The 24693-nt window shown below is 57.7% G+C and carries 23 protein-coding genes; 8 read left to right on the forward strand and 15 right to left on the reverse strand.

Annotation, left to right across the window (positions count from 1 at the left end):
• On the reverse strand, positions 1–987 hold the full coding sequence (locus ACZ5K9_RS06215) for an alpha-ketoacid dehydrogenase subunit beta (RefSeq protein WP_464273560.1): 987 nt from the start codon (positions 985–987) through the stop codon (positions 1–3).
• On the reverse strand, positions 980–2086 hold the full coding sequence (pdhA, locus tag ACZ5K9_RS06220) for a pyruvate dehydrogenase (acetyl-transferring) E1 component subunit alpha (protein WP_464273561.1): 1107 nt from the start codon (positions 2084–2086) through the stop codon (positions 980–982). The genes ACZ5K9_RS06215 and pdhA overlap by 8 nt, the downstream gene beginning before the upstream one ends.
• A 275-nt stretch (positions 2087–2361) precedes the next feature.
• On the opposite strand from pdhA, the gene ACZ5K9_RS06225 reads away from it, so the two are divergent.
• Positions 2362–2784 carry a hypothetical protein gene (locus ACZ5K9_RS06225; protein ID WP_464273562.1) on the forward strand — a complete coding sequence of 141 codons (423 nt, stop codon included), beginning with the start codon at positions 2362–2364 and terminating at the stop codon, positions 2782–2784.
• A gap of 77 nt (positions 2785–2861) precedes the next feature.
• Here the strand turns inward: ACZ5K9_RS06225 and ACZ5K9_RS06230 are convergent, their stop codons facing one another.
• Complete coding sequence (locus tag ACZ5K9_RS06230; RefSeq protein WP_464273563.1) at positions 2862–3425, reverse strand: hypothetical protein; 564 nt, start codon at positions 3423–3425, stop codon at positions 2862–2864.
• A gap of 202 nt (positions 3426–3627) precedes the next feature.
• On the opposite strand from ACZ5K9_RS06230, the gene ACZ5K9_RS06235 reads away from it, so the two are divergent.
• A complete protein-coding gene (locus ACZ5K9_RS06235) occupies positions 3628–4782 on the forward strand; it encodes an aminotransferase class V-fold PLP-dependent enzyme (RefSeq protein ID WP_464273564.1) in 1155 nt (384 codons plus the stop codon).
• On the opposite strand, the gene ACZ5K9_RS06240 is transcribed toward ACZ5K9_RS06235, so the two are convergent.
• The 10 genes from ACZ5K9_RS06240 to ACZ5K9_RS06285 all read right to left on the reverse strand — a co-directional run bounded on the left by ACZ5K9_RS06240 (position 4779) and on the right by ACZ5K9_RS06285 (position 15953).
• A complete protein-coding gene (locus tag ACZ5K9_RS06240; protein ID WP_464273565.1) occupies positions 4779–6080 on the reverse strand; it encodes a M48 family metalloprotease in 1302 nt (433 codons plus the stop codon). The two genes, ACZ5K9_RS06235 and ACZ5K9_RS06240, sit on opposite strands and share 4 nt — an antisense overlap.
• Positions 6081–6193: 113 nt before the next feature.
• Complete coding sequence (locus ACZ5K9_RS06245; protein ID WP_464273566.1) at positions 6194–6796, reverse strand: formylglycine-generating enzyme family protein; 603 nt, start codon at positions 6794–6796, stop codon at positions 6194–6196.
• Positions 6697–7233: a formylglycine-generating enzyme family protein gene (locus ACZ5K9_RS06250; protein WP_464273567.1), complete on the reverse strand. Its 537-nt coding sequence runs from the start codon at positions 7231–7233 to the stop codon at positions 6697–6699. Before ACZ5K9_RS06250 ends, ACZ5K9_RS06245 begins: the two co-directional genes overlap by 100 nt.
• Positions 7234–7250: 17 nt before the next feature.
• Positions 7251–8489, reverse strand: a complete 1239-nt coding sequence (locus ACZ5K9_RS06255; RefSeq protein ID WP_464273568.1) for an ABC transporter permease — start codon at positions 8487–8489, stop codon at positions 7251–7253.
• A 3-nt stretch (positions 8490–8492) separates the two neighbouring features.
• On the reverse strand, positions 8493–9713 hold the full coding sequence (locus tag ACZ5K9_RS06260; RefSeq protein ID WP_464273569.1) for an ABC transporter permease: 1221 nt from the start codon (positions 9711–9713) through the stop codon (positions 8493–8495).
• 173 nt (positions 9714–9886) lie between these two features.
• The gene (locus ACZ5K9_RS06265; RefSeq protein WP_464273570.1) at positions 9887–10606 is read right to left on the reverse strand and encodes an ABC transporter ATP-binding protein; all 720 of its coding nucleotides are present in this window, start codon (positions 10604–10606) and stop codon (positions 9887–9889) included.
• A 142-nt stretch (positions 10607–10748) separates the two neighbouring features.
• Entirely contained in the window at positions 10749–11951 is a 1203-nt protein-coding gene (locus ACZ5K9_RS06270; RefSeq protein ID WP_464273571.1) for an efflux RND transporter periplasmic adaptor subunit, read from the reverse strand.
• 6 nt (positions 11952–11957) lie between these two features.
• A complete protein-coding gene (locus ACZ5K9_RS06275) occupies positions 11958–13184 on the reverse strand; it encodes a TolC family protein (protein ID WP_464273572.1) in 1227 nt (408 codons plus the stop codon).
• A 356-nt stretch (positions 13185–13540) separates the two neighbouring features.
• Positions 13541–14770, reverse strand: a complete 1230-nt coding sequence (locus ACZ5K9_RS06280; protein WP_464273573.1) for a thiamine pyrophosphate-dependent enzyme — start codon at positions 14768–14770, stop codon at positions 13541–13543.
• Positions 14771–14828: 58 nt separating this feature from the next.
• On the reverse strand, positions 14829–15953 hold the full coding sequence (locus ACZ5K9_RS06285; protein ID WP_464273574.1) for a transketolase C-terminal domain-containing protein: 1125 nt from the start codon (positions 15951–15953) through the stop codon (positions 14829–14831).
• A gap of 616 nt (positions 15954–16569) precedes the next feature.
• On the opposite strand from ACZ5K9_RS06285, the gene ACZ5K9_RS06290 reads away from it, so the two are divergent.
• From ACZ5K9_RS06290 to ACZ5K9_RS06310, 5 genes are all read left to right on the forward strand, one after another.
• The gene (locus ACZ5K9_RS06290) at positions 16570–17583 is read left to right on the forward strand and encodes an amino acid ABC transporter substrate-binding protein (protein ID WP_464273575.1); all 1014 of its coding nucleotides are present in this window, start codon (positions 16570–16572) and stop codon (positions 17581–17583) included.
• 325 nt (positions 17584–17908) lie between these two features.
• Entirely contained in the window at positions 17909–19102 is a 1194-nt protein-coding gene (locus ACZ5K9_RS06295; RefSeq protein ID WP_464273576.1) for an amino acid ABC transporter permease, read from the forward strand.
• Positions 19099–20211: an amino acid ABC transporter permease gene (locus ACZ5K9_RS06300; protein ID WP_464273577.1), complete on the forward strand. Its 1113-nt coding sequence runs from the start codon at positions 19099–19101 to the stop codon at positions 20209–20211. Before ACZ5K9_RS06295 ends, ACZ5K9_RS06300 begins: the two co-directional genes overlap by 4 nt.
• Positions 20212–20243: 32 nt before the next feature.
• Positions 20244–21014 carry an amino acid ABC transporter ATP-binding protein gene (locus tag ACZ5K9_RS06305; RefSeq protein WP_464273578.1) on the forward strand — a complete coding sequence of 257 codons (771 nt, stop codon included), beginning with the start codon at positions 20244–20246 and terminating at the stop codon, positions 21012–21014.
• Between the two features lie 75 nt (positions 21015–21089).
• A complete protein-coding gene (locus ACZ5K9_RS06310; protein WP_464273579.1) occupies positions 21090–22025 on the forward strand; it encodes a PfkB family carbohydrate kinase in 936 nt (311 codons plus the stop codon).
• 4 nt (positions 22026–22029) lie between these two features.
• Here ACZ5K9_RS06310 and ACZ5K9_RS06315 read toward each other — a convergent pair whose 3' ends face one another.
• Entirely contained in the window at positions 22030–22575 is a 546-nt protein-coding gene (locus tag ACZ5K9_RS06315; RefSeq protein WP_464273580.1) for a hypothetical protein, read from the reverse strand.
• Positions 22576–22765: 190 nt separating this feature from the next.
• On the opposite strand from ACZ5K9_RS06315, the gene ACZ5K9_RS06320 reads away from it, so the two are divergent.
• Positions 22766–23536 (forward strand): competence/damage-inducible protein A, encoded by a 771-nt coding sequence (locus tag ACZ5K9_RS06320; RefSeq protein WP_464273581.1) that lies wholly within the window; start codon positions 22766–22768, stop codon positions 23534–23536.
• A gap of 55 nt (positions 23537–23591) precedes the next feature.
• On the opposite strand, the gene ACZ5K9_RS06325 is transcribed toward ACZ5K9_RS06320, so the two are convergent.
• On the reverse strand, positions 23592–24647 hold the full coding sequence (locus ACZ5K9_RS06325; protein WP_464273582.1) for an LOG family protein: 1056 nt from the start codon (positions 24645–24647) through the stop codon (positions 23592–23594).
• Positions 24648–24693: the final 46 nt, after the last annotated feature.

A 24693-nucleotide genomic window follows, 5' to 3' on the forward strand; every position in this document is an offset into this window, starting at 1 on the left:
TCAGGCTGCCGCATGGAGAGTTTCTTTGACCGCACGCACGATCCGCGTTGCGTTGGGCAAGTAGGCTTTTTCTCGGGCAAAAAGCGGCATGATGAGGTCAAATCCGGTGAGACGGCGCACCGGCGCTTCCAGATAGTAGAACGCCTTTTCCACCAATCGCGCGACCAGCTCCGCTCCGGGGCCGTAGCTTCGCGGAGCCTCGTGGACAAGGACCACCCGCCCTGTCTTTTTGGCCGAAGCCACCATCAGACTATCGTCCAAAGGCGATAAGGTCAGCAGATCGATCACCTCGGCTTCAATCCCATGGTCCTGGTGAAGCTGCTCGGCAGCCTCCAGAGTCGGCCGCATCATGGCTCCGTAGCTCACAAGGGTCACATGACGGCCTTCGCGCACAAGGACCGATTTGCCGATGGGAAAGGTTTCCTCCTCCTCCGGCACTTCTTCGCGGAAAGCACGGTAGCTCGCTTTGGGTTCGAAGAAGATCACAGGATCCGGATCCCGAATGGCGCTCACGAGGAGCGCCCGGGCATTTCTCGGGCCGGAGGGGATCACCATCTTGAGGCCCGGCATGTGGGCATAAAAAGCTTCTCGGCTCTCGGAATGATGTTCCAAGGCCCGCACACCACCCCCGTACGGGGTGCGCATGACCATCGGGACGGTAAACCGCCCCTGGGATCGGTGACGCAGCCGCGAAGCGTGGCATTCGATCTGATGAAAGTTGAGGTAGCTGAAACCGGAAAACTGGATCTCGCACACGGGTCGTAGTCCATAGACCGCCATGCCGATGGCCGTGCCCACGATGGCCGATTCCGCCAATGGCGTATCCACGACACGCTCCGGTCCGAAACGGTCGATCAGCCCCTCTGTGACCCGAAACACACCCCCATTGACTCCCACATCTTCGCCCATGACGATGACGCGATCGTCCTTTTCCATCTCTTGACGCAGCGCCAAATTCAATGCTTGCACCATGGTCATCTTAGGCATGGCGGGCCTCCTCCGGTTCGTCTTCAAGATATCCCCGCAGTTCTTCGCGTTGTTCCACTAAATGGCCAGGAAGCTGCTCGAAGTGATGGTCAAACATTTCCAGAGGGTTTCCTAGGGTTCGCGAGAGCTCCTCGTAGTGCTTGACAGCTTTCTGAATCTCTGCGTCCACCTCCCGCGCCAAGGTTTCCATCAACGGTGGGTTGAGTAGGCCTTTTTGGGTCAGGTATTTTTCAAATCTGGCGATGGGGTCCTTTCGAGCCCACTGGTCCACTTCCTCTTGAGTACGGTAGCGGCCGGGGTCGTCCGCCGTGGTGTGCATGGCCATACGATAGGTGACACATTCAATGAATGTGGGGCCGCCACCCTGTCGAGCCCGATCCACGGCTTCCTTGGCCGCTGTGTAGACGGCGAGCACGTCGTTTCCGTCCACCTGAATGCCCGGCATCTCGTAGGCCAAAGCCTTCTGCGCCAAAGTGCGGGAACGGGTTTGCTTGGATCGAGGCACGGAAATGGCCCACTGATTGTTTTGACACACAAAGACGGTGGGTGTCTGGTAAACGGCGGCGAAATTGAGGGCTTCATGAAAATCACCTTCCGATGTGGCCCCGTCACCGAAAAAGGTCATGGCCACCTCGTCGCTTTTTCGGTATTTGGCCGCCCAGGCCAACCCAACGGCATGCAGGAGTTGTGAAGCAACAGGGATAGCCACGGGAAGATCTTTTTGCCCGTCGGGAATACGTCCGCCCTCGTCAAAACCGCCGAAGTACAAAAGAACGCTCTCCATGGTCGTGCCACGCCACAGTTGTGCCGCCGTCTCTCGAAAACAGGGCACCATCCAATCCCGAGGTTCCAGGGCGGCCACGGCCCCAAGCTGGGAGGCTTCCTGGCCCTTGATCGGGGCAAAAGTCCCAATCCGGCCCTGGCGCTGCAACTGCAACATCCGCTCATCAAAGCGCCGACCCAGCACCATGAATCGGTAAAGCCGCAAAAGCAGCTCTTGCGAAAGATTCGGCTCCAGGACCGGGTCGACGACACCATTTTCATCGAGTATCGCCAAAAACTCCAAGGGACTGTCCACGTCCAAGGGCATGCGCGGCATAACGGACTCCTTTTTTGACGAAAAACTTTTCCAAACCCCGACCCTACAAGAAAAACCCTCTTGGACAAACCACGGGCATGTTAACGTTTCGGCTAACATGGGGCACTCCCCTTCGGCAAGACGCAGCTCGGAGAAATTCGACGATTCTGTGACCGTGCGTCGAGAAGAATGATCGAAAGATCCTTATGCACTGAAGTTTGAAACCCCCGTCTTGATCAGGCTTACATGTGTCTTAATTTCAAGACATCAGAAACCTACAGGAGGGAGGTTCGGCTATGAAAGACAAGCGTAACCTACATCAGAAGGTTCAAGAGCTCTGTGACTGCTTCGCCACCACGGATCCTCTGAGGGAAATGGCGAAAGTTCCCCATGAACCCGATGAGGACGAAGCCGCTTTGAAATGGGTCGCCCTGGCCGTGCTTCACGGCGTCACCGCGGGTGCGGAAAAGATCAAAATTTCGCGGCGTGCCGACGGCAACGTGGCCGTAAGCGCGAAATATCGAGAAGCGCCCTTGAGGTCCCCGGGTGCACACATTGGGGCCAAGGTGATCGACATCCTGAAACATATGGTAGGATTGGAAGAGAAGAAAGGCAAATCGACTCTGGCGCTGGGCCTTCGTGAGAGTAGCATGGAACTCAAGGTCAAATACGACAAGGACGATGGCGCAGAAACCGTGACGATCAAATTTCCAGAATGAGCACCGCGCCACATAGAAGTCCAGATCAAACGCCCTACGCTGGACAAAGGGCAGGACCTCAGCCCTTTGTCCATTCTTTACCATGATTTGAAATCCGTGGTGCCTTCCGCCCGGTCCAGATCAAAGTCAAAGAAGATGACCCCCAAACGCTTTTTCCGTACTTCCAGCCACGACTCTGGAATGGGTTCCTGTGTGGGTTTTCCCAGCTCCACTTCCAACGTGACCGGATCGCTGTAGTGTCCCCCACGGTCGCGGATCCGGAGGGTCACCCGGAGGATTTCCCAAATCTTTCGCGACTGAAAAGACGGCGTGGGTAACGTGATGACCCCCTTGAACCGCGATTGATCCGGACCTTTGAGGCGAATCAGGTGCTGGTCCCACATGTGACCGCCAAGCTGGGAGACTTCCGCCCAAATGTAGTCCATATCCCCGTCAGGATCTGAACCCTCAATGTAAATTTCCCAGATTTTGCCCATCCACATGGAGGAGACGGCGAAGGCCCCTTCAATTTTGGGCGGGTGTGGACCGGGGGGAACACCGGGTTCCCAAGCTTTCGGTCCCCCTGTGGAAGCGCAACCGAAGAACATCGCCAGAACCAAAAGCCCTAAAGCAAAGGCCGCTGCGTGCACATGACTTTTCATGACATGCTCCTTATTTTGCCGCGCCGAAGCACCTTCGGTCATTTGTCTTCTACTAACCAACGACCCATGGCACGTCAATGGACCGCCGATCATCCCTCTGCCATTGCGCAGTGGCGGAGGGGCAAAAAAAGTGGCATGGTGGAAAGCGGGTATCCGTGGAAGCAACACCCCATCAGGCGCTCCATTGAGGAAAGGATGGTGGATGATGATTGCCAAAACTCCTGAACTTTTCCCCGTTAAGAATGAAGGCGTCTTCCTGGCTCATTGCGCCGTGTCCCCCATGCCGAGGCCGTCCTATGAGGCGATCATGGACGTTTCCGCGCACCAGATGCGGCGGGGCGGTTTTGGTCTGAATGCCTATCGACATGCGCTGGAAGAGCTGCGCGCTGCTGCGGCCGAGCTCCTGAAAACGAGCCCGGAAAATGTGGCTTTCGTCAAAAATACATCGGAAGCCATGGGCATGATCGCCAACGGTTATCCCTTTGAGGAGGGCGATGAAATCCTCAGCTACATTCATGAATACCCCGCGAACCACTATCCCTGGCGGCTTCAGGAAAAGAGAGGCGTACGGCTTATCCTTTTGCCGGATCGGCCCGTGGGGCTTCGTTGTTCACAAGGGCGTCCGTGCGGTTGGAGCATGGAGGACGTTCGCCGCCTGACCACCCATCGCACGAGGATGATCGCCGTCAGCCATGTCCAGTTTACCAGCGGTTTTGCAGCGGATTTGGAGGAACTTGGAAACTACTGCAAGGATCACGGGATCGATCTCGTGGTCGATGCGGCGCAGAGTCTCGGAAGCCTCGTGATTGAACCGGAACGTTGGCATATCTCGGCTCTGGCGGCTTCCGGATGGAAATGGCTTTTCGGCCCCACAGGCACGGGGATTTTTTACACTGCGGAAGCATTCAGGAAAAAACTCAGCGACGTTCTCGTCGGCGCGGAATGCATGGTCCAGGGCGAGGATTATCTCAACCACAGCTGGAATCCCCACGTGAGCGCCCGCCGCTTTGAATACAGCACATCCCCGACCATTCTCGCGGCCGCTCTCGCCGCAAGCCTCAAATCCGCCGTCCTGCCCGTGGGGATAGAGAGGATTCAGCAAGAAATTTTCCGACTTCAGGATCGAATCCTCCAATCCCTCGATCCCAACCGCTACACCCCTGTGCTGTTCCCGCAGGTCCACCGATCGGGCATCCTGTCCGTTTTGAGCCACCGACCGCCGGAAGCGGTCATGAAGGAAGCGGCGCAAAAGGCTGTGTTCGTTTCGGCACGGGCAGGCTACTTACGACTGGCGCCTCACTGGTGTACGACGGACGAAGAAATCGATCACGCCATGGCCGTGTTGAACAATCTTTAACGCAAATATCCCCAGGAGACCAAACGCTGGTAACAGTACTGAGCCATGGGGCCTTTTTGCACCTTTTTGAGGACCGCGTAGTAGGCGCGGGCCGCCCGGTCCCTCTGACCCATGGCTTCCCAGTTGCGCCCCATGTAAAAGATGACCGAGGGCTGGTCGGCAACGATCTTGTTGGCTGCGCTGAGCTGTTCCAGGCTTTCTTGGTGTCTGCGCTCTTCAAACAAAATCACGCCGGCGACGTACCGAGCGTGATACATCTCCGGGTAAAGATCCACCGCACGGCGCGCCGCGGCAATCGCTTCGGTTTCGTTCCCAGCTTTTTTTTCCGCCACCGCACGATAGACCCAAATGAGGGCTTCCCGTGGAGCTTGACTGGTCGCCTGTTTCAGGAGTGAGAGGGCCCGGGAACCATTTCCTTTGGAAAGTTCTTCCTTGGCTGCATCCATCAGAGCGTAGGCGGGAGCCACCTGGCGAAGATATTCCGTCCGTTCTTGAAACGGACCCTGTCGAAGCGCCTCCGGGGTGCGCAGTTCCGAGCCGTATTTTTCCAACCGTTGGTTCGAAGCCATAATGCGTTCCGTCGTCAGCGGATGGCTGGAAAAGAAGCTCTCCAAAAGCGACGGCTGCCTTTTCCCTTCCTCCTCAAGCATGGCCATGGTTTGCACATAGCCGGCAGGGTTATACCGGGCGCGCACCATGTATTCCATACCCAATTCGTCCGCCTGGCGTTCTTGATCCCGACTGTATTTCATGAGAACCAGGTTCGCTGCCAAGAGCCCTGCTTGAGAGATCAGGTCGGCGCCGCTGATCCCTGAGGCTTGCAAAATGGACGATCCGATGCCCATGAGCAGTCCCGCCACCGTTTGGCGGGTGTAGAATGCGGCGTGATGCATCGCCGAGACGTGTCCGATTTCATGGGCCAAGACCGCCGCGAGTTGCGCTTCATTGTGGAGTTTGGTCAGCATGCCGCGGGTGACGGATATCTTTCCGCCCGGAAGGGCGTAGGCGTTCATTTCAGACCCGTTCACCACGTTGAATTCATAAGGCATGTTGGGACGATGGCTGACGGCGGCCAGGCGTTTGCCCACCGTTTGGACATAATCTTGCACGACGGGATCCTGAAAAAGGCCATAAGACATTTGGGTGTACACAGGGTACAGCTCTTGTCCGGTGGCCACCTCCTGCTGCGGGCTCATGAGTGATAACTGGCTTTCGTGGGTCACGGGATTCACGGCGCAGCCCGCCACCAAGAACGCATAAAGCCACAGGAAAGCTTTCGGGAATGTGGGCCTTTTCATGGCTCGGCTCCCTTTGAAGGACGTCTAACCCTCGCTTTTCCTTCCCTCGATCGTCAAGTCTCTATGCTTCATTGTGCTTCCACGAGGCCGCTTTTTTCCTAAACCGCGGAGACTTACTGGCGGATGAGTCGAAATCCCAAATCCTGGCTGCGCCGATCGGGTCGGCTGAGGGCGTCGCGCTTTGCGCAACGCACATGGTCCGGTCGGCTGTACCAACTGCCACCCCGGATCACCCGTGCTCCCTGAGGCGGATCGCTGAGGACGGGATTCTTCACCCCATGCTTCCGATAACCTAAAGGATCGTAGGCATCCGTACACCATTCCCACACATTCCCCAGCATGTCGTGCACCCGAAACCCATTGGGTTGGAACGTCCCGACCGGCGCCGTAAACACATAGCCGTCGGCACATCCATGGACCACCCATGACGGAAACTCCTTGGCCGCTGTCATATCCGCCACATTGGCGTAACTGCATGCCTCCTGGGAATCCCCACCCCAAAACCTGGGTTCCAACCGACCGGCCCGGCACGTGTATTCCCATTGAGCTTCCGTGGGCAACCCGAAGGATGCACCCACCTGCTCTCCCATCCATTTTGCCATCGCCAAAGCATCGTTCAAAGACACATGGACCACCGGGTGAGTGTCGTCTTGATGGAAACCGGGCCGTCTCCACGAATAGCCCCCTCTTTTTCCCACGTGCCGGTATAGACCCACGAAAAGCCTTCCCTTTCCGCATCGGTGACATACCCGGCGGCTTCCACAAAGCGGCGAAATTCGCCTCGGGTGACTTCCCTTTGGCCCATCCAGAACCCATCGACACACACTTCGTGGAGCGGCCCCTCGTCACGATCCCGACCCTGTTCCGTTTCCTCGCTGCCCATGGGAAAACATCCACCTGGAACCCATACGAAAGGCATGCCCGTGGTGGGTTCGACCCACTGTTGGCCGTCTTCCCCTTCGGGGAGTGAGGAGAGGTTTTTTTCGCCAGACGGCCCTTTGGCCGTTTTCCAGGCGGCTCTTTTCACGGCGCCCCATTTGTTGACGGCCTTCTGGGCCACATCCTCAAATGAAGGAGCCCGGCCAGGCCGAAACCACCAGGCGGCCGATCCGAGAAGAACTGTGATCAGGAAAACCACCAGCGCTTTTTTCATGATCCGGCGTCTAGCGTCTATCGGGCTTCGGATCGCATCACGTCCACCGGCTGGATCGCCAGGGCTTTTCGCGACGGATAAATCCCTGCCCCAATCCCCACGGCCACCGACGCAGCAAAGGCACCCACCAATCCCAACCAGGAAGTGACGACAGGATACCGAAGCACAGTGAAAATCACCCCACTGGACAACACTCCGATGAGACTGCCCAAAAAGCCCCCCAACAGGGCGATGGCTGAGGATTCCGTGAGAAACTGCGTGGCGATGTCCCTCCGCCTTGCCCCTACCGCACGTCGCAACCCGATTTCCAGGCGCCTTTCGTTGACGATCAGAATCATGATGGACAGAATCCCCATGCCCCCGATGGCGAAAGAGACCACCGCGGCAATGCGTCCCAACAGGGTGATCATGGTCATCGCTTCGCTTTTAAGATGCATGACATCACGCATATCCACGACGGAAAAATCATCCTGCTTGCCGGGCCCGATCTTATGGCGCACCCGTAAGAGATCCTCGATGTCTTTTTTGGAGGCCGACAACAAATCTTCTCTCATCACCCGCACGTAAATGGTGGAAATGTAAGTTTTGTTCACGAAGCGATGAAGAAAGGTCTTCAGCGGCATAAAGATCTGGTTGTCTTGATCGAATCCAGAAATGTCGGCGCCTTTTTCTTCCATGACCCCGATGACCTGGCACGGCACACGGCGGATGAGAACCATTTGGCCCACGGGGTTCTCCCCGCCAAAGAGTTTGGCCGCCACCTTTTGCCCCAGAACGACGACTTTAGCGGCCTTTCTTTCATCTTCCGCGGAAACGAAACGCCCAAGACGCGGATGGAAGTTGCGGATCTGCGGGAAGTTGGGGCGAACTCCCGTGACCATGACATCTTTGAGCACCGTCGAGCCGGCTCTGACAACAAAGCTTTTGCCCGAAGTCGGGGTCACATCCTCCACAAACCGTGCGGTGCTCAGGATGGCCTCGGCATCCTCCTGAGTCAAGGTTGTGGCTTGAGAAATGAGTTGCGTGCGCATGCCGAAGGTCCGGACGGTGCCGCTCTGCACGATGAGCAAATTCTCCCCCAAGGCCGCCGTTTCTTGGCGGGTCTTCAGGGCCATGGACTGAGAAAGGCTGGATACGGTCACCAAAGACAGCGTCCCCAAAAAAACCCCAAGCACGGCCAGGACGGTCCTGAGTTTGAAGTTCGCCAGGGAACGGCGCGCAATTTTGAGATTGAGCAAGACACGTCGCAGGGTCATGATTCATGATCCTTTACGCACCGCTTCGATGGGTTGGACCGCAGCGGCTTTTCGCGCCGGCTGCATCCCGAAAATGACCCCCACCAGCGTGGCCATCACCATGCCGACCGTGAAAGCTTTCCAAGAAAAATGCAGGGGAAATTCGGCCACCGTCTTGAGCAGCGGGCCGCCCAATACCCCAATGCCAAACCCGATCAGTCCGCCCACTGCGGTCAAAGTGACCGCCTCCAGAAGGAATTGGGCAAGGATATCATGGCGCCTGGCGCCCACCGAGCGCCGGATGCCAATTTCCGGGATTCTCTCGTTGACGGAGAGCAGAAAAAGATTCGCAAGCACAAAGCCGGCCACCACAAGGGACAACACCCCCGTCACACCGATGAAGACCATCAGGGACCCGGTCAGAGCCACCAGGAACTTGATGATTTCTTTTGGGGAAACAATGCGGAAATCGTCCGGTTGGCCTTCCTGAAGATTGTGACGTTTCCGCATGAACGCACGCACCTCGGCCTCAAAATGATCCATGCGGGTCGGGTCCACAAAACGCATGCGCACGGCCTGGATCCGGTCTCTCTCATTGAGAATCTTTTTCATCACCGTAGTGATGGGCATAACGATGCGATCATCCAAGTTGTGTCCCGGCCCCGTCGAGCCCCGCTCCTCCAGGATGCCAATGACTTGCACGGCCAGGTTGCGAACAAAAATGGACTTGCCGATGGGATCCTCATCGGGAAAGAGTTCTTGCACAATGGTGCGCCCGATGAGGGCCACGTTGCGCATCCCCTTGACATCTTGTTCGGTGAGGTCCCGTCCGTCGGTCACCGGCCATGACCAGCTCTGGCTGTACCCCGCCGTGGTCCCGGTAAGTCGGGTCTGATGTTTCCGATTCCGGTAGGCGACGATCATATCCCCCCGGGAGCTCATGGGCACCACCAGATACGCCGTAGGAAACGCCTGGCGCAGCGCCTCCACGTCGTCGACGGTGATGTTTTTTTCCCGCCGTCCGACGGCTCTGGCTTCTTCGCCTTCTCCAAAAATGAGCATGGCGTCTGGGCCGAATCGGTCCACCATGTCATAAGCCCGCTTGTAGGCACCTTCGGTGGCCGCCACAATGACTGTGATGGCTCCCACACCCAAGGCCACGCTGAGAGAGCAGAACACGGCGCGGAGTCGATAAGCCCGCACAGCCCGCCACGCGTCGGCGATCTGAAGCCAAATTCGTCCCATAGTCCGTCCGCGCCGTCCTCTCCCGCTTGCCTGTGACTTCCTTTAAAAACTCTCCTTCTGTAAAAAACGCTATGGCTCACCAACGCTTGGAGATTCCGCAAGGTCGAAACTTCAGCGGTGGCCTTGGTCGCTTTTCCTACTGCTTCGGAGGCCGGAAAAATCCCTCCGCCCCTTCACAGACAAACTGCTGGAATACCACCTTGAGCTTTGGCCACGGGAGCCGCGTCCTCCACAATCACACCGTCCCGCATTCGAAGGATGCGTCGAGTGTAGCCGGCAACTTCCGGATCGTGCGTGACCACCACAATCGTGGTCCCTTGGGCATTGAGGTTTGTGAGCAGCTCCATGATGTCTTGTGCTGTCGCCGAATCCAAGGCGCCTGTGGGTTCGTCCGCCAAGACCAGGCGCGGTGCATTCATGAGTGCCCGTGCGATGGCCACACGCTGCTGTTGCCCCCCCGACAATTGGCTTGGCTTGAAGTTCGCCCGATCCTGCAATCCAACCAAGCTCAGAAGCTCCATGGCACGTTTTCGACGGCCGTCTAGTTTTCGATCGAGATACAACGTCGGCAGCAAGACGTTTTCAAGGGCCGTGGCATAGGGGAGCAAATGAAAGCTTTGGAAGATGAATCCGATGTGCTCGCTGCGCATCCGGGACAGTTCATCATCGCTCATGTGGGTGACTTCTCTTCCCGAGAGGATATAGCGCCCTTCGGTGGGCACATCCAAGCACCCCAAGATATTCATCAGAGTCGTCTTGCCCGAACCCGACGGACCCATGATGGCCGTCAATTCCCCGGGTTCAATGGTGAAGCTCACCCCCCGGAGTACGTCCACGCGCACGTCCCCCATCATGTAAGTTTTCTTTACGTCTTCTAGGACGCAAAGGCTCATGAGCACGTCACTCCCGAACTCGGCGCTGCACCATGAACAGGCCTCGGCTCATGGCCGAGGCCTCCGGCCAGTCCCTGCGTGCCATTTGTGCTCCACCATTCCCACCCGGCCTCCGCCGGGACGGGCGGGCCACCCACATCACCTAACGCCGTCCCTGGCCCGCACTGGTCGGGCTCTGAGGAAGAATGATTTTTGTAGCCACAACCTGCCCTTCGGTCACTCCGGATAAGATCTCTGTGCGGTTTTCTCCGCGAACCCCCACGGTCACCTGAACCTTTTCGGGGATTTTGTGTTTTTCGTCCACCACATAGACGAGTTGGCGGCCTCCTTCGAACTTGATCGCCGCATTGGGCACGGACACAGCTTCTGCCTTTTCCGTGAGAACAATCCGGCAATAAGTGGTCATTTCGGGTCGAAGCGCCGTGGCATCTTCCTGACGGATTTTCACAATGGCCAAATAATAAACAATGTTATCCCGGATGACGGGCTGATGGTAAATATCTGTAATCGTTCCCGCAAAAACGCGATCTGGATAAGTATCCACGGAATACTCTACGGACTGACCTGGATGCACGCGCCCGATATCCGTTTCGTCCACATAGATCTGCATTTCCAGCTGGAATGGATTCATGATCACCACAAGGTTCGCCGTTTGCAGACCTGTAACAATGGTCTCCCCTTGCTGCGCCGTCACATCGGTGACCACCCCATCGATGGGCGCGTGGATCCGGGTATAGCTCAGGCGAATCTCATCCTGTTTGAGCCTGGCTTCAACCTCCTGCAGTTTCGCTGCGGCCACGGCCCGCTGGGTCTCCCATTCCTGGCGCAGTCTTTGAAGAACCGCAAGGGCGGCATCGTACTCCGACTGCGCCCGGTCCACCGCATCCCTGGTCGTGTAATCCTGGGCAATCAAGGCCTTCTCCCGGCGCAGGTTGATGTCCGCCAAACGAAATCGAGCCTCTGCCTCCCGGATTTTTTGGGGATACGTGCTTTGCACTTCCTTTAGCGTGTTTCGGGCGGCTTCCAAAGCAGCCCGATCCACGGCGAGGCTTTTCTGAATTTCGCGATCGTCGATCCGGGCGATAAGATCCCCTTTCTTCACCACATCGCCCACGCGGACCCGCATTTCTTCAATGACCCCTGTGGCCCGAGAACCCACTTTAATCAACGCCCCGACTTGGGCCTTGATCATGCCTGTGGCCACCAGAACCTCGCGTATGGACGCCTTTTCGACCACAGCCGTTTCCAGGACCTGCACCGCCGCGGGTGCCCGCCATTTTCGGTATCCGAAACCACCTGCCGCCACGAGCCCAAGGGCAATCACCACAATCAACCATCTCTTCAAGGCAGATCACTCCGCTTTCATCAGCTCGTCGAGTCGCTCCGCACCCACGGCCCGCTGCAGTTCAACCAAGCTCACGTTCCAGGCGCCCAAAGCTTCTTGGAGCCGAACCCGAGCCGTCCCCAACGCACTTTCCGCCCGCACAAGAGACAACACATCCCCTTTGCCGACACGGTATTCCCCCAGTGCCTGCTGGTAATTGTGTTCCGCCTGCACAAGAACCGACCTGGCGAGATCGACGTTACGACGCGCCGTCAGCGCCTTGTCGTAACGACTGTAACACTCCAGACGGCCCTGCCGAAGGGCTTCCAACAGGCGCTCCCTCGCCGCCTGCAGTTGGGCCGAAGCCGCCTTGCGATCGTAAAACTTGTCCACACGGAAGAGGTTCCATGAGGCGGTCAGACCGACCCGCTTCTCATCATAGACTTCTGCATAAACGCCGGTCCCGTCGTTGCTCGTGTAGGCCGCCTGTGCCGCGATTTTGGGGAGAAAAGGAGAACGGGTTTTCTGATACTGGATGTCGGCCAAGGTCACTCCCAGCCGGGCCAGCCGCACTTCGGGACGTTGCGCCTCCGTCAGGGCCAGCAGTGCCTCGCGGTCTTTGAGGGTGCCAAGGTATTCGAGAGCCCCCTCGGCTTCCTCGCCCGCATCCAACGGTCGGCCTACAAGCGACCACAAGGTCGCCCGAGCCGTGGACAGATCGCCTTCGGCACCGCTCTTCTCGTAAAGGGATTCTTCATAGCGCACCGCAGCTTGAAGAACGTCTGATTTCATGGCCACGCCCAGCCGGTAGCGCCCTTCGGCGATTTCCAAATCCTTGCGTGCATCTTCCACCTGGATCGTGCGCTCCGCCAGAATGCGGGTTCTCGCCAGCACGAGGAAAAAAGCCTCACACACATTGCGAACCACATCGAGTCTCGAGGCGCGGAACGATTCTTCCGCTTGCGCCAATTGGATCTTGGCCACGGAACGGTCGGCATACCGGGTCCCGCCATCAAACAGAAGATACTCCGCTTCTAGGGACGACTGATCTCTGCGGTCCTCGATGTCATCTCTGGAAATCTGGTTCACAGATCCGGAAAAATCCACCGATGGAACGTAAGGTGAGAGGCTGGATCGCTCCAGTGCCTTTCGCGCCTGGAGGTCCTCTTCGGCGGCTTTCACCAGAGGATGCGTGGCTAGAGCTTCTCTGACAGCCTCCTCCAAGGTCAGGGCAAAACTCGGCGAACCCACCATGAAAAACGCGATCCATGCGTGGAGCAGCAACCCAAGGAGTCCATGGCCAGACATCCTGAAACGGTGTCCGGAAATGCCTGAAGGAGACCATCGGTGCCTTGAGAGGTGGCGTTCTGGATCTCCGGGGGAACGCCGCGGAACGTTTTCTTTCATAAGGCGCGGGGACAGAGCCGCATCAGCCACGCGATTCAAAACTCCTTGATCCTCGATGAGAGATCCCCTGGGCCGAGAAAACCGCATCCAGTAAAGCCTGGATCCAACCCTACGCGCGCTCTCAATCCTGGGCTTGCCGTCAGTCTTGGAACCCGATGTTTTCGCCATTGTCTTCGTCAGGTCTTCCGAAAAGGCGTTTCAAATCACCCTGCGGCTAGTGCATATCCCTTTCGGATGAGGTTCGACGCTTGCTCGCGCTGGGACGGCGCCAATGTCGATGCCGCGGCTTGGATGAGATCATCCACAGGAAAGATTCCGGACACCCTCGCCAAGATCCCCAAAGAGGCCATCGCTCGATCTTTTCTTCCGATTTCCGCTTTCTTGAAATCCACCACAACGGTTTGCCCCACATGGGCCGGCACGTCCACGTCCGACGCGTGGATGACCACCGTCCGCGTGGTGACATGCCCCCACGAGTCCGCCAATCGCTCTACACCTTCACGCGCCAAGGCCACCACCGCATCGGGATGTTCGATCCCGGGATAGTCAATGGGGTCGGAGGACAAAAGCACTTCTGCAATGGAAGGGCCCCGCATGACCGTGATGTTGTAATCGTTTTTCTGAGTGACGTGAAGACCCGCTCGAACGGCCGTCATCGCCCAGAGATACCCTGCGGAAAGGACCCGTTCTCCGGCGGCGCCCAAAAAGATTGTCCCGTATCGGCCAAAGAGGTTTGCACGGCTCTGAGGTGGTGTCCCTGCCCACTCCCACCTGGGCTCGGCCTTCCCCAAATGTTCGGCGTAGGTGGATCCGTACTCCCGCCTTTCATTGCCCGGGACAGGACCGTCCCACAGTCCAGCTTTTTCCACCAAGGTCTGCAAATCCTCGGGTGACATGGGGTTCGCTTTAAGATATCGGCCGGGACACCCTCCCCAGATGTCCACAACGGAAAATCCGGGGTATCGCAGGGCTTGAACGAGTTTGTCCGAGAGGTCCTGGCTGTAGATGGAACGACGCACCACAAACGGAGCCCCCGCCGCAGCGACTGTGCGGCACAAGTCCAATGGAATCTCCAACGTGTTCAGAAAGGCCGATCCCACTCGAGCGTCTTGAGGCGTCGTGCATGAGTATTGCCCGCCCGTCATGCCGAAGTTGAAATTATTGAGGACGAGGAGGGTCAAATCCAGATTGCGGCGGCATGCGGCCAGCAGGTGAGCCCCTCCGATGCCTATGCCGCCGTCCCCCATGACGACCACGACCGTGGTGTGGGGACAGGCGAGCTTGATGCCTGTTGCGTAGGTGAGCGCTCGGCCATGCAAGCCATGGAACGCGTGTGTGGCAAAAAAGACATCGAATAACCCAGAGCAGCCGATGTCGCTCACGATGACCACCTCATGAGCCGCCAGACCCAGCCGCTGAAAAGCCCTGTCCAACGCATGAAGACTCCGCTCGTGCGAGCACCCAGGACAAAAAACCGGGGGACGCGACGGATTAAGAAGACTCGGCACGGATCACCTCCCGAACAATCTCATCGGGTTGAATCATGCGGCCACACATGAGTCCGAAAAAGTCGACCACCTTGGGACACACCACGCGCCTGACCTCATCCACGTACTGCCCAAGGTTTGCTTCCACAACGAGCACCTTTCGGACCGGCTCGGCGGCCGCACGGAGAACCTTTTCCGGGACGGGGAACAATGTCTTGAGGATCAGCAGGCTCACGGCCCTTCCTTGAGCGCGGAGTCGCGAGACGGCCGCACGTGCCGATCGAGCCGTCACGCCGTAGGTGACGATCAGGGTGCGGGCCCCTGCGTGATCGTCCCAATCGAAGAAGGAAAACGATTCGATCTGGGATTCCACCTTGTGCTTCAACCGTTCCACCACCGCCTGCATGACCGTGGGACTGTTGGTGAGGTAACCGTCAGGACCGTGCATGGAAGAGGTCTGGCGGACGCACACCGACCCGCCGATGGGAAGAAATGCCGGCACACCGTCGGGACCGGCCGCAAACGGAAGATAAGGCCCCTCGACATGGGCTTTTCGATGGACCACCTCGGGTTTTTCCACCTCATCGAAGGCCACCGTTTCCCGCGTCATACCAATCTCTTTACTGGAAGCGACAAAAACCGGGCAGCGTAGTCTTTCCGCCAAGTTAAAGGCATGGACCGTCAAGGTGAAACAGTCCGCCGGACATGTGGGCGCGAGCACGACGACAGGAAGCCCTCCAGAATGCCCCCAGTGCATGAACTGGACATCGCCGTCGGCGCCGCGTGTCGCCGCCCCCGTAGACGGCCCCTGACGCATCACGTTGACAATGACCAGGGGAATTTCGCTGCCGACGGCAAAGGAAATGTTTTCGCTATACAGGCTGATCCCCGGGCCGGAGGTGGCTGTCATGGCTTTGAGTCCGGCCATGGAGGCGCCGAGGCAGGCTCCAATGGAGGCTAATTCGTCCTCCCCCTGGAGGACGATCCCCCCCAAGGGGGGAAGGGCCTCCAACATGCCCGACAGAATGGTGCTCGCCGGCGTGATGGGATATCCTGCAAAGAAACGGCAGCCCGCATACACAGCCCCACGGACCACCGCTTCATTGCCGTCCAAAAACGTCAAACCCATAAGTCACCTCTTTTTTTCTTCGGCCTGTGCTGTCTTCCCTTGTTCGGACAGAGCCTTTCCCGCAGCGTGTTTTCTGGGCGGCGGACCGGAGTTCGGCCGAGCCTCTGGAAGAATCCTTTTCGGAGCAAGGACGGCAAGGTGCGCTCGAGCCCGGCACCGATCCGCCCGCGGGAAAAAGAGCGACGCCCACACGTCGTCTTTGCCCCTTCGGCTTATAGCACAAGCTCTTAGCCGGATTCCACGGCGCAGGGAGTGAAAAATCATTGAGCGAAGATCGGCTGTCGCAGTATATAAGAGTGGGCCCTGTGCCATTTCATGGAATCCCGCCTTTGCCTCCCTGCTCCGGGCCCAACGAAACGACGCAAACCCAACAACCGGCCGGCCGTGCCCGCAAGGGGCCACGAACGGCGGTTTTGCCTCACCGGGCCGTTGTCGTGAGGCACGTCGCCGGTGAACACCTGAGGAGTCCTCCGAAGCTTTACGGAAAACCGTTTCACGGGAGCGTGATCCCGGAAACGACGGTCATGCCGGTGGGTCAGCAGTGGCCCTCGGCACCGGATGGGAGGAAGCAGAGGCCACGCTTCACGCAAACCGACACAGCAAGGAGGAAAGCTTTATGAAGACAGCCAGATGGTTTTTGGTCATCGCAGTGCTCGCGGGTTGGGCCATCAACGCCTCCGCCGGCACCCTGGACGAGGTCAAGGCCCGGGGATACCTCACCGTAGGCGTGAACGGCCAGGTCTTCGGTTTCAGTATGCCTGACGAAAAAGGAGAATGGAAAGGCTTGGATGTCGATACGGCGCGGGCGATCGCTGCAGCCATTTTCGGGGATGCGACCAAGATCAAGTTCGTGCCCTTGACGGCCGTCCAGCGGCTTCCCGCCCTGCAGTCTAAAGAAGTGGATGTCCTGTGCCGGAACACGACCCAGACGCTCCTGCGGGAAACCACCAACGGTCTGAACTTCGCCCACGTCAATTTCTATGACGGACAAGGGTTCATGGTCCCCAAGAAACTAGGGGTAAAGAGCGCCAAAGAGTTGAGCGGCGCCACGGTGTGCGTTCTTCCCGGAACCACCACGGAATTGAACGCCGCGGACTTCTTTCGCAAAAACAACCTTCAATGGAAACCCGTGGTCATCGAACAGAATGCGGAATTGAACAAAGCCTTCTTCTCCGGCCGATGCGACTGTCTCACTTCGGATGTCTCCCAGTTGGCCGGCCATCGGGCCGTCGCCCCCAATCCTCAAGACTACATTATCCTTCCGGAAGTCATCTCCAAAGAGCCTCTAGCGCCGGTGGTCCGCCACGGGGATGACCAATGGTTCGACATCGTCAACTGGACCGTCATGGCTTTGATCCAGGCGGAAGAATTCGGGATTACATCCCGAAACGTGGATGAGATGCTCAAGAGCCCCGATCCGGAAATCCAACGCTTTTTGGGCGTGACCCCCGGACTCGGCGCCGCCTTAGGTTTGGACGACAAGTGGGCTTATAACATCGTGAAACAGGTGGGCAATTATGGGGAAATCTTTGAGAGGAATGTCGGCCCCAAGACACCCTTGGCCATGGAACGGGGCCTGAACGCCCTCTGGAACAAAGGCGGCCTCATGTATGCCGCACCTTTCCGTTGATTCCATAGGCCGCCGGCCTTCTCCGGGAAACTTGCTCCAGGGCCGCCCATGGAAGACACCACGGGTGGGACCCGTCATACCGGCAAAAACGCGCTTGTGGACAATGAAACCCGTGACTCCAGGGGGAGAACGATGCTCCCCCTGGTCTACTGAACGATTGAACACCATGCCGGAGGGTGGTTTTCTAATTGTCAGCGGTTTTACGGGGCTTCGGGCTGAGCGGAGACACCCGCATCAGGACTGAGGCCAGTCGAAAACGAGCCTCTGCGGGGGAGTCCATCGGTATTTTTTAGAAGCCCGATTTGCCAGTGGACGGAGGTTTATTTTGCATCCGCTTTCCAAAGGATCCACCCATGATTCTGGTCCCCACGAGCCTTTCTGGTTGGATCCGAGATTCCGGGCCGTGCTATTTCAGGTATTGGTGCTGGCGGCTGTGGCCCTTCTGGCTTGGTATCTTATTAGCAATACCGTGGCAAATCTCCAACGGCAAAAGATTGCCACGGGGTTCGGATTCCTTGAAAAAGAGGCGGCCTTTGAGATTGGTGAATCGCTGATCCCCTACAACGCGGCGGACACCTATGCGCGAGCTCTTCTCGTCGGCGCCCTGAACACAATCAAAGTCGCCGCCTTAGGGATTCTGCTGACGGTTGTGCTCGGGACGTTCATCGGCATCGCACGGCTTTCCTCCAACTGGCTCGTCGCCCGCCTTGCGGCGGTTTACATTGAGGTTTTGCAGGATATTCCGGTCCTGCTCCAACTTTTCTTTTGGTACGCTCTGTTCTACGAGATGCTTCCGGGGCCGCGCCACGCCCTAAGTCCCTTCACAGGCGTGTACCTGTGCAACCGCGGTCTGATCGTCCCCTCGGTCGACCCTCACCCGGCCTGGCGTTTCATGATCCTTGCGTTCGTGGCGGCCATGCTTGCCGTCATCGGCTTACGTGTCTGGGCTCGAAGGCGTCAAGACCGCACAGGTCGCACCTTCCCCGTCTTTCGGGTCTCTGTGGCTCTCCTCTTGGGTAGTCCCGTCCTCACCTGGTGGGCCTTTGGCAGCCCCCGGGCGATCACACTTCCTGAGTTGCAGGGGTTCAATTTTGCCGGCGGGAAAACTCTCAGTCCGGAATTTACGGCCTTGCTGCTGGGATTGGTGCTGTATACGGCGGCTTTCGTGGCGGAAATTGTTCGAGCCGGCATTCAAGCCGTGGGGAAAGGCCAACGCGAAGCGGCCATGTCCTTGGGTTTAAGACCGGCCCAGGTGCTGCGCTTGGTCATCCTCCCGCAAGCCCTTCGGGTGATTATCCCCCCATTGACGAGCCAGATGCTCAACCTGACCAAAAACAGTTCCCTCGCCGTGGCCATCGGATACCCGGACTTCGTCTCCGTCGCCAACACGACCATCAATCAGACGGGGCAGTCCATCGAAGGGGTGGCTTTGATCATGATCGTGTATCTCTTTTTCAGCCTGTCCACGTCGGCTTTCATGAACTGGTACAACAAAAAAGCAAAATTGGTGGAACGATGAGCGGATCCGGGCAGACGATCCCGAGCCGCGATGCGGCCGCATCTGACGCGGTGAGACCGCCGGTGACCACGGTCGGCCCCCTTGGCTGGCTGCGCCATAATTTGTTCAGCAGCCCGTTCAATTCCGTATTGACACTACTGACCCTCGTTTTTCTTTGGAAAACGGTCCCACCCTTCGTGCGTTGGGCCTTCGCAGAGGCCCTCTGGGCCACGCCGTCGGCCATGTGCCGACAGGCCGATGGGGCCTGCTGGTCCATCATCAGTCAGAACATCCGGTTCATCCTTTTTGGCTTTTACCCTTACGATCAGCAATGGCGCCCGACGGTGGCCATGATTATCCTGGTGGGGCTTTTGTTTTTTTCCAGGGAACGCAGGTTTTGGACCAAAACTTTGGCCTATGCCTGGATCGTCGGCCTGGCCGCCATGGGAACCCTCATGGCCGGCGGTGTTCCGGGCCTTGCTCGCGTGGAAAGCACCCAGTGGGGGGGATTACCGCTCACCCTTCTTCTTGCCGTTTTCGGCCTCACTGCGGCCTATCCGCTGGGAGTCTTGCTGGCCTTGGGCCGACAGTCCCGGATGCCGGCCATGAAAACCCTCTGTATCGTCTATATCGAACTCATCCGCGGTGTGCCGCTCATCAGCCTGCTCTTCATGTCCTCCATCATCTTTCCCTTGTTTCTGCCTGCGGGCATCACCATCAACAAGATTCTGCGAGCCCAGGCGGCCATCATCCTTTTTACGGCCGCCTACATCGCCGAAGTCGTCCGTGGCGGACTTCAGGCCATCCCTAGAGGTCAGTACGAAGCCGCCGAATCCCTCGGGCTCAATTACTATCTCACCATGCGGCTCGTGGTGCTTCCCCAGGCTTTGAAGATTGTCATCCCCCCTACGGTGAGCATCCTCATTTCGGCCTTCAAGGACACCTCTCTCGTGGTTATTATCGCCTTGTACGATGTGCTCAAGACAACCCAAACCGTGCTGTCCAATCCGGAATGGATGGGTTTCAGCCGGGAAGCTTATTTGTTCCTCGCACTCCTCTATTTTACCGGGTGCTTTTCCATGTCCCACTATAGCCGAAAGCTGGAAAGGGAGCTTTCCACGGACCGCTGAACCCCGCACGGCCACAAAAAGGATCTCCATTCATGACGAAACCTCAGCCACAACAACCGCCCCCCGACGCCACGCCAATGGTGGAAATGATGGATGTGCACAAGTGGTTCGGCGAATTCCATGTGCTTCGCGGAATCAACCTCACAGTGCGCGCCAAGGAACGGATCGTCATCTGCGGCCCTTCAGGCTCAGGGAAATCGACCCTCATTCGATGCATCAACCGACTCGAGGAACACCAGCGGGGTCGCATCATCGTGGACGGCATCGAACTCACCCACAACATCAAAAACATCGAGAAGATCCGTTCGGAAGTGGGTATGGTCTTTCAGCACTTCAATCTGTTCCCGCACCTGACCGTCCTCGAAAATCTCACCTTAGGCCCTATCTGGGTGCGCAAGGTCCCGAGAAAGCAGGCCGAGGAAACCGCAATGTATTATCTGGACAAGGTCCATATCGCCGATCAAGCTCGGAAGTTTCCGGGACAATTGTCCGGCGGCCAGCAGCAACGCGTGGCCATCGCCCGAAGCTTATGCATGAACCCCAAAGTCATGCTTTTCGACGAACCGACGTCGGCTCTGGACCCAGAGATGATCAAGGAGGTTTTGGACGTCATGATCGAATTGGCCCAGGAAGGCATGACCATGCTTGTGGTCACGCACGAGATGGGCTTCGCCCGAAGTGTCGCTCATCGCATTCTCTTCATGGACGGCGGCCGCATTGTGGAAGAAAACGTTCCCGAAGAGTTTTTCTCCAATCCGAAACACGAGCGCACCAAACTCTTTCTCAGCCAAATTTTGCATTGAGGTGTCAGCCCCCGAGCCGCTTGTCCGACAGGAGTCGTCTCGGGCGCCCGGTTCCCTTCCGAGGAGCTCCCTCTTATGGCCTCACCCCACGAACAGTTCGGCGAGGTGCTTGAAGAGCCGGAGAAAAGACTTGAGGATCCGCAGTGGGACGTCTTTGGACTGGGTCAATGTTCTCTCGACTACCTTGGTGTGATCGATGGGTTTCCCCAACCGGACACAAAGTGTGAATTTCGGGATTTGACCGTCCAGGGAGGCGGCCCCGTGGCCACGGCTCTGGTGGCCCTGAGCCGCTGGGGGAAACGCTGCTTTTTTTGCGGGCTTGTCGGTGATGACGCATTCGGCGCCGAAATCGTGGAATCACTCCGACGTGAAGGGATCCAGACAGAAGGGGTGCGGGTGCGGGAAGGGTGCGGGTCGCAATTCGCCTTTATCGTCGCTGAACCCGCCTCGGCACGGCGCACCATTTTTTGGCGGCGGCCGACGGGAGCACCCCTTCAGCCCGATGAAATACCCTGGGAGGCCGTGTGCCGGTGCCGGGTCATCCTGACCGATGGGTTGTTCATCCAGGCAGCCGTGGCTCTCGCCCAAAGAGCCCGAGCCTGGGAAATACCCGTCGTGGTGGACGCCGGTTCCCTCCGGGACGGCATGCTGGAGCTGGCCCGATGGAGCGATCATTTCATCGCTTCGGAAACCTTTGCCCGGAGTCTTATGGGGGGTGACGATCCAGAAGGAGCCTGCCGAAAACTGGCCGCTCTCGGGCCCAAGATCGCGGCGGTGACCTTGGGCCCGAAGGGGAGTCTCTATTGCGCCGATGGCGAGATGAAATTCCAAGGGGCTTTTGCGGTCGACGTGCTGGACACCACCGGTTGTGGAGATGTTTTCCATGGAGCCTACGTCTACGGGCTACTGGAAGCTTGGCCCGTGGAAAAGCGCTTTCGATGGGCATCTTGGGCGGCGGCCCAGGTTGCCCGCCGCCTCGGGGGCCGTGCCGGCATCCCACCCCTGGGGTGAATTCTCAGGGATCGGTAATGTCAAAATTAATGTAGACCGTCTTGGAATCGAAGCCGACGGTCTGACCGTCTTTGATCAAGTAAGCTTCGAAGATCACAGGCCCTTGAAAATGGAGTTCTTCGCTGACGACAAATGACCACAAGGTGGTCGCCCCTTTGGGGAAATCCTCGGCATAGGCCTTTTTCTCCTCCGTTAATTCAATGACCGGTAAGAGACTGTCCGTGTTCAAACTGTGATAATAGCGGCTCGCCCCCCCACCGGGCTCAGGAACCTGAACGGTCACATAGAGCGTCCCGGGGTCATTGCATTTGTTGGTGACGCTCACGTTGAAACTGTCGCCGGTATTGAAGAAGAGCATTTTGGAATCAAGAACCACACTGTTTGTCGTGTTGTCTGACTCAAACACAATCTTGTTCGATGGCTGCTGAACGTCTAGGAGAACGCATTGTTTATAGTCCTTGGCCCAAGCGGACGACATCCCCATGACGAAAAACAAAAGCCAGAACGCTAACACCCGCCGACCCGTCAAAACTTGTGCGCCGTCTGTCATAACTTGTCTCCCTCTCAAGCCAAATGGAATGCCTCAAGACGCCTTTGGTATGCCTCATCGGAAGGTTCTGGAAAAAGAATTAAGGATTTTTTATGGTGGAAATGATTCAGCCAGTTCATAGGTCATGGGACCGGCACATACCGCTTGTCGTCTAGAACCCGAATCACAAGGGACACAATCAGGATTTCCCATGGGTGAACAGACGCAACCTTGGAGGCCTGCCGTCGCAACTGTAGGGCAGGAACTGCTCTATGGGGAAAGATCGAACGACAACCTTCTTTGGTTGCTTCGGACGTTTGCGCGGTTCGGCCACCCCGCCGAGGTGGCCATGGTTCTGCCCGACGACGAAATTGCCATCGGGGATCATGTCGCGACACTCGTTCACAAAGGCTACCGTCCGATTTTCGTATCCGGGGGCATCGGCGGCACCCACGATGATCGCACCCGACAGGGTGTCGCCCGAGCTTTGGGACGCTCCCTGGTCCAACACGAGGAATGTTTTCAGATACTGGCTAGGCGTTACGGGCACAAGTTCACGGCCCAACGCCAAAGGATGGCCTGGCTCCCCGAAGGAGCCCAACTCATCGACAATCCCATCGGCGCACCCGGGTTTTTCGTCGACCCTGTGTATGCCTTCCCGGGATTTCCTGAGATGCTCCACCCCATGGCGCAGGCAACTTTGACCCGTCTCTTCGGACCGGATGACGGGCCCAAGACCCGGGTGCTGGAAATCACGCTAAAAATCCCTGAAGGAGAGATCGCCGAAGAGGTCGAGCGCTTCGCGTCCGAGCACACGGAAGTGGACATCGGTCTCTACCCGAGCATCACGGAGGAAGGCCCGACGGTGTGCGTGCGGTGCCGAGCCCCACGCGAGGCGATGGAGACCTGGGCCGAAGTCCGCAAGTTTCTTCAGAAACTCGGGAGCTCCTATCCTGTGGTGGAGCCCATGCGGGAATCATGAGAAGCGGAAGACCGTTTCGCCATGTCCTGCAGGAAATGTATTTGAAAAACCGGCTTCATGCCGCATTGACGGCGTCAATGAGCTGCCGCAGCCGACCGAAGTCCCGGCGGTTGAAATCCACGTACAGATGCGTCAAACGCATGCACGCGGGATCGTCTTTTTCCACATCATGAGGCGGCCCAATGCGGATCGTCCCGCCGGGCCGGAGAATGTCTCGGAACGATTCGCTCAAGCGATCCACGGCGCCAACGGGCAACGGTTCGGACAAATGGAGAATCAGGCTTTCCTTGACATAACGGAGACTGTGGTAGCGCCGGTAGAATTGTCGAATCTCCTCGACCGCTCCATCCGTTGATGGAATGCGTCGAAAGAGGAAAAAGTCGCTCGGGGAAATCAGCCCGCGAGACAAGAGTTCATCCTGAAGAAATTGGGTCCATCGGACCCAGTAGGTCCCATCCGGTTCTTCGAGGAGCACCAAAGGTATGGGATTATGCTTTCCCGTCTGAAGCAGAGTTAAGGTTTCCATGGCTTCATCGAGGGTGCCGAACCCTCCGGGAAAGAGGGCCACTGCATCGGCTTCCTTGAGAAAAGCCACCTTTCGATTGAAAAAATACTTGTATGTAATGGATCGGGGTGTTTGTCCGACGACCGGATTAACGGCCTGCTCGAATGGCAACCGAATATTCACGCCGAAAGAGCGGTCCGGCCCGGCGCCCTCATTGGCCGCCTGCATGATCCCAGGCCCACCGCCCGTGATGACCATGAAACCCGCCTCGGCAAGGCTCTTGCCAAAAGACCGGGCCATTTCATAGATGGGTTCTCCAGGAGAGGTGCGGGCGGATCCGAACACGGTGACTTTCCGGACATGACGGTAGGGCGAAAAAATTTTGGCCGTGAAGCGCATTTCCTTCAGGGTGGTGTTCATGAGTTTGAGGTCGAGGATGGATTGGCTTTCCTGGCCCGCTTTGAGCGCCGCTAAAATCATTTCGCGCACCAGGGAACGGTGCTGGATTTGGCCGGCCCTTGTGATCAACTCCTCGATGAGGGGGTCGATGTCTTCGTTCGGCTGAGTGAACGATAACGGCCTCCTGCCGGGACTTAGATTTTCCATGGGACTTCGTTCCTTCCGTATGGGCGCAAACTCTTGGAATCCATCA

This window comes from Desulfosoma profundi (assembly GCF_055387865.1).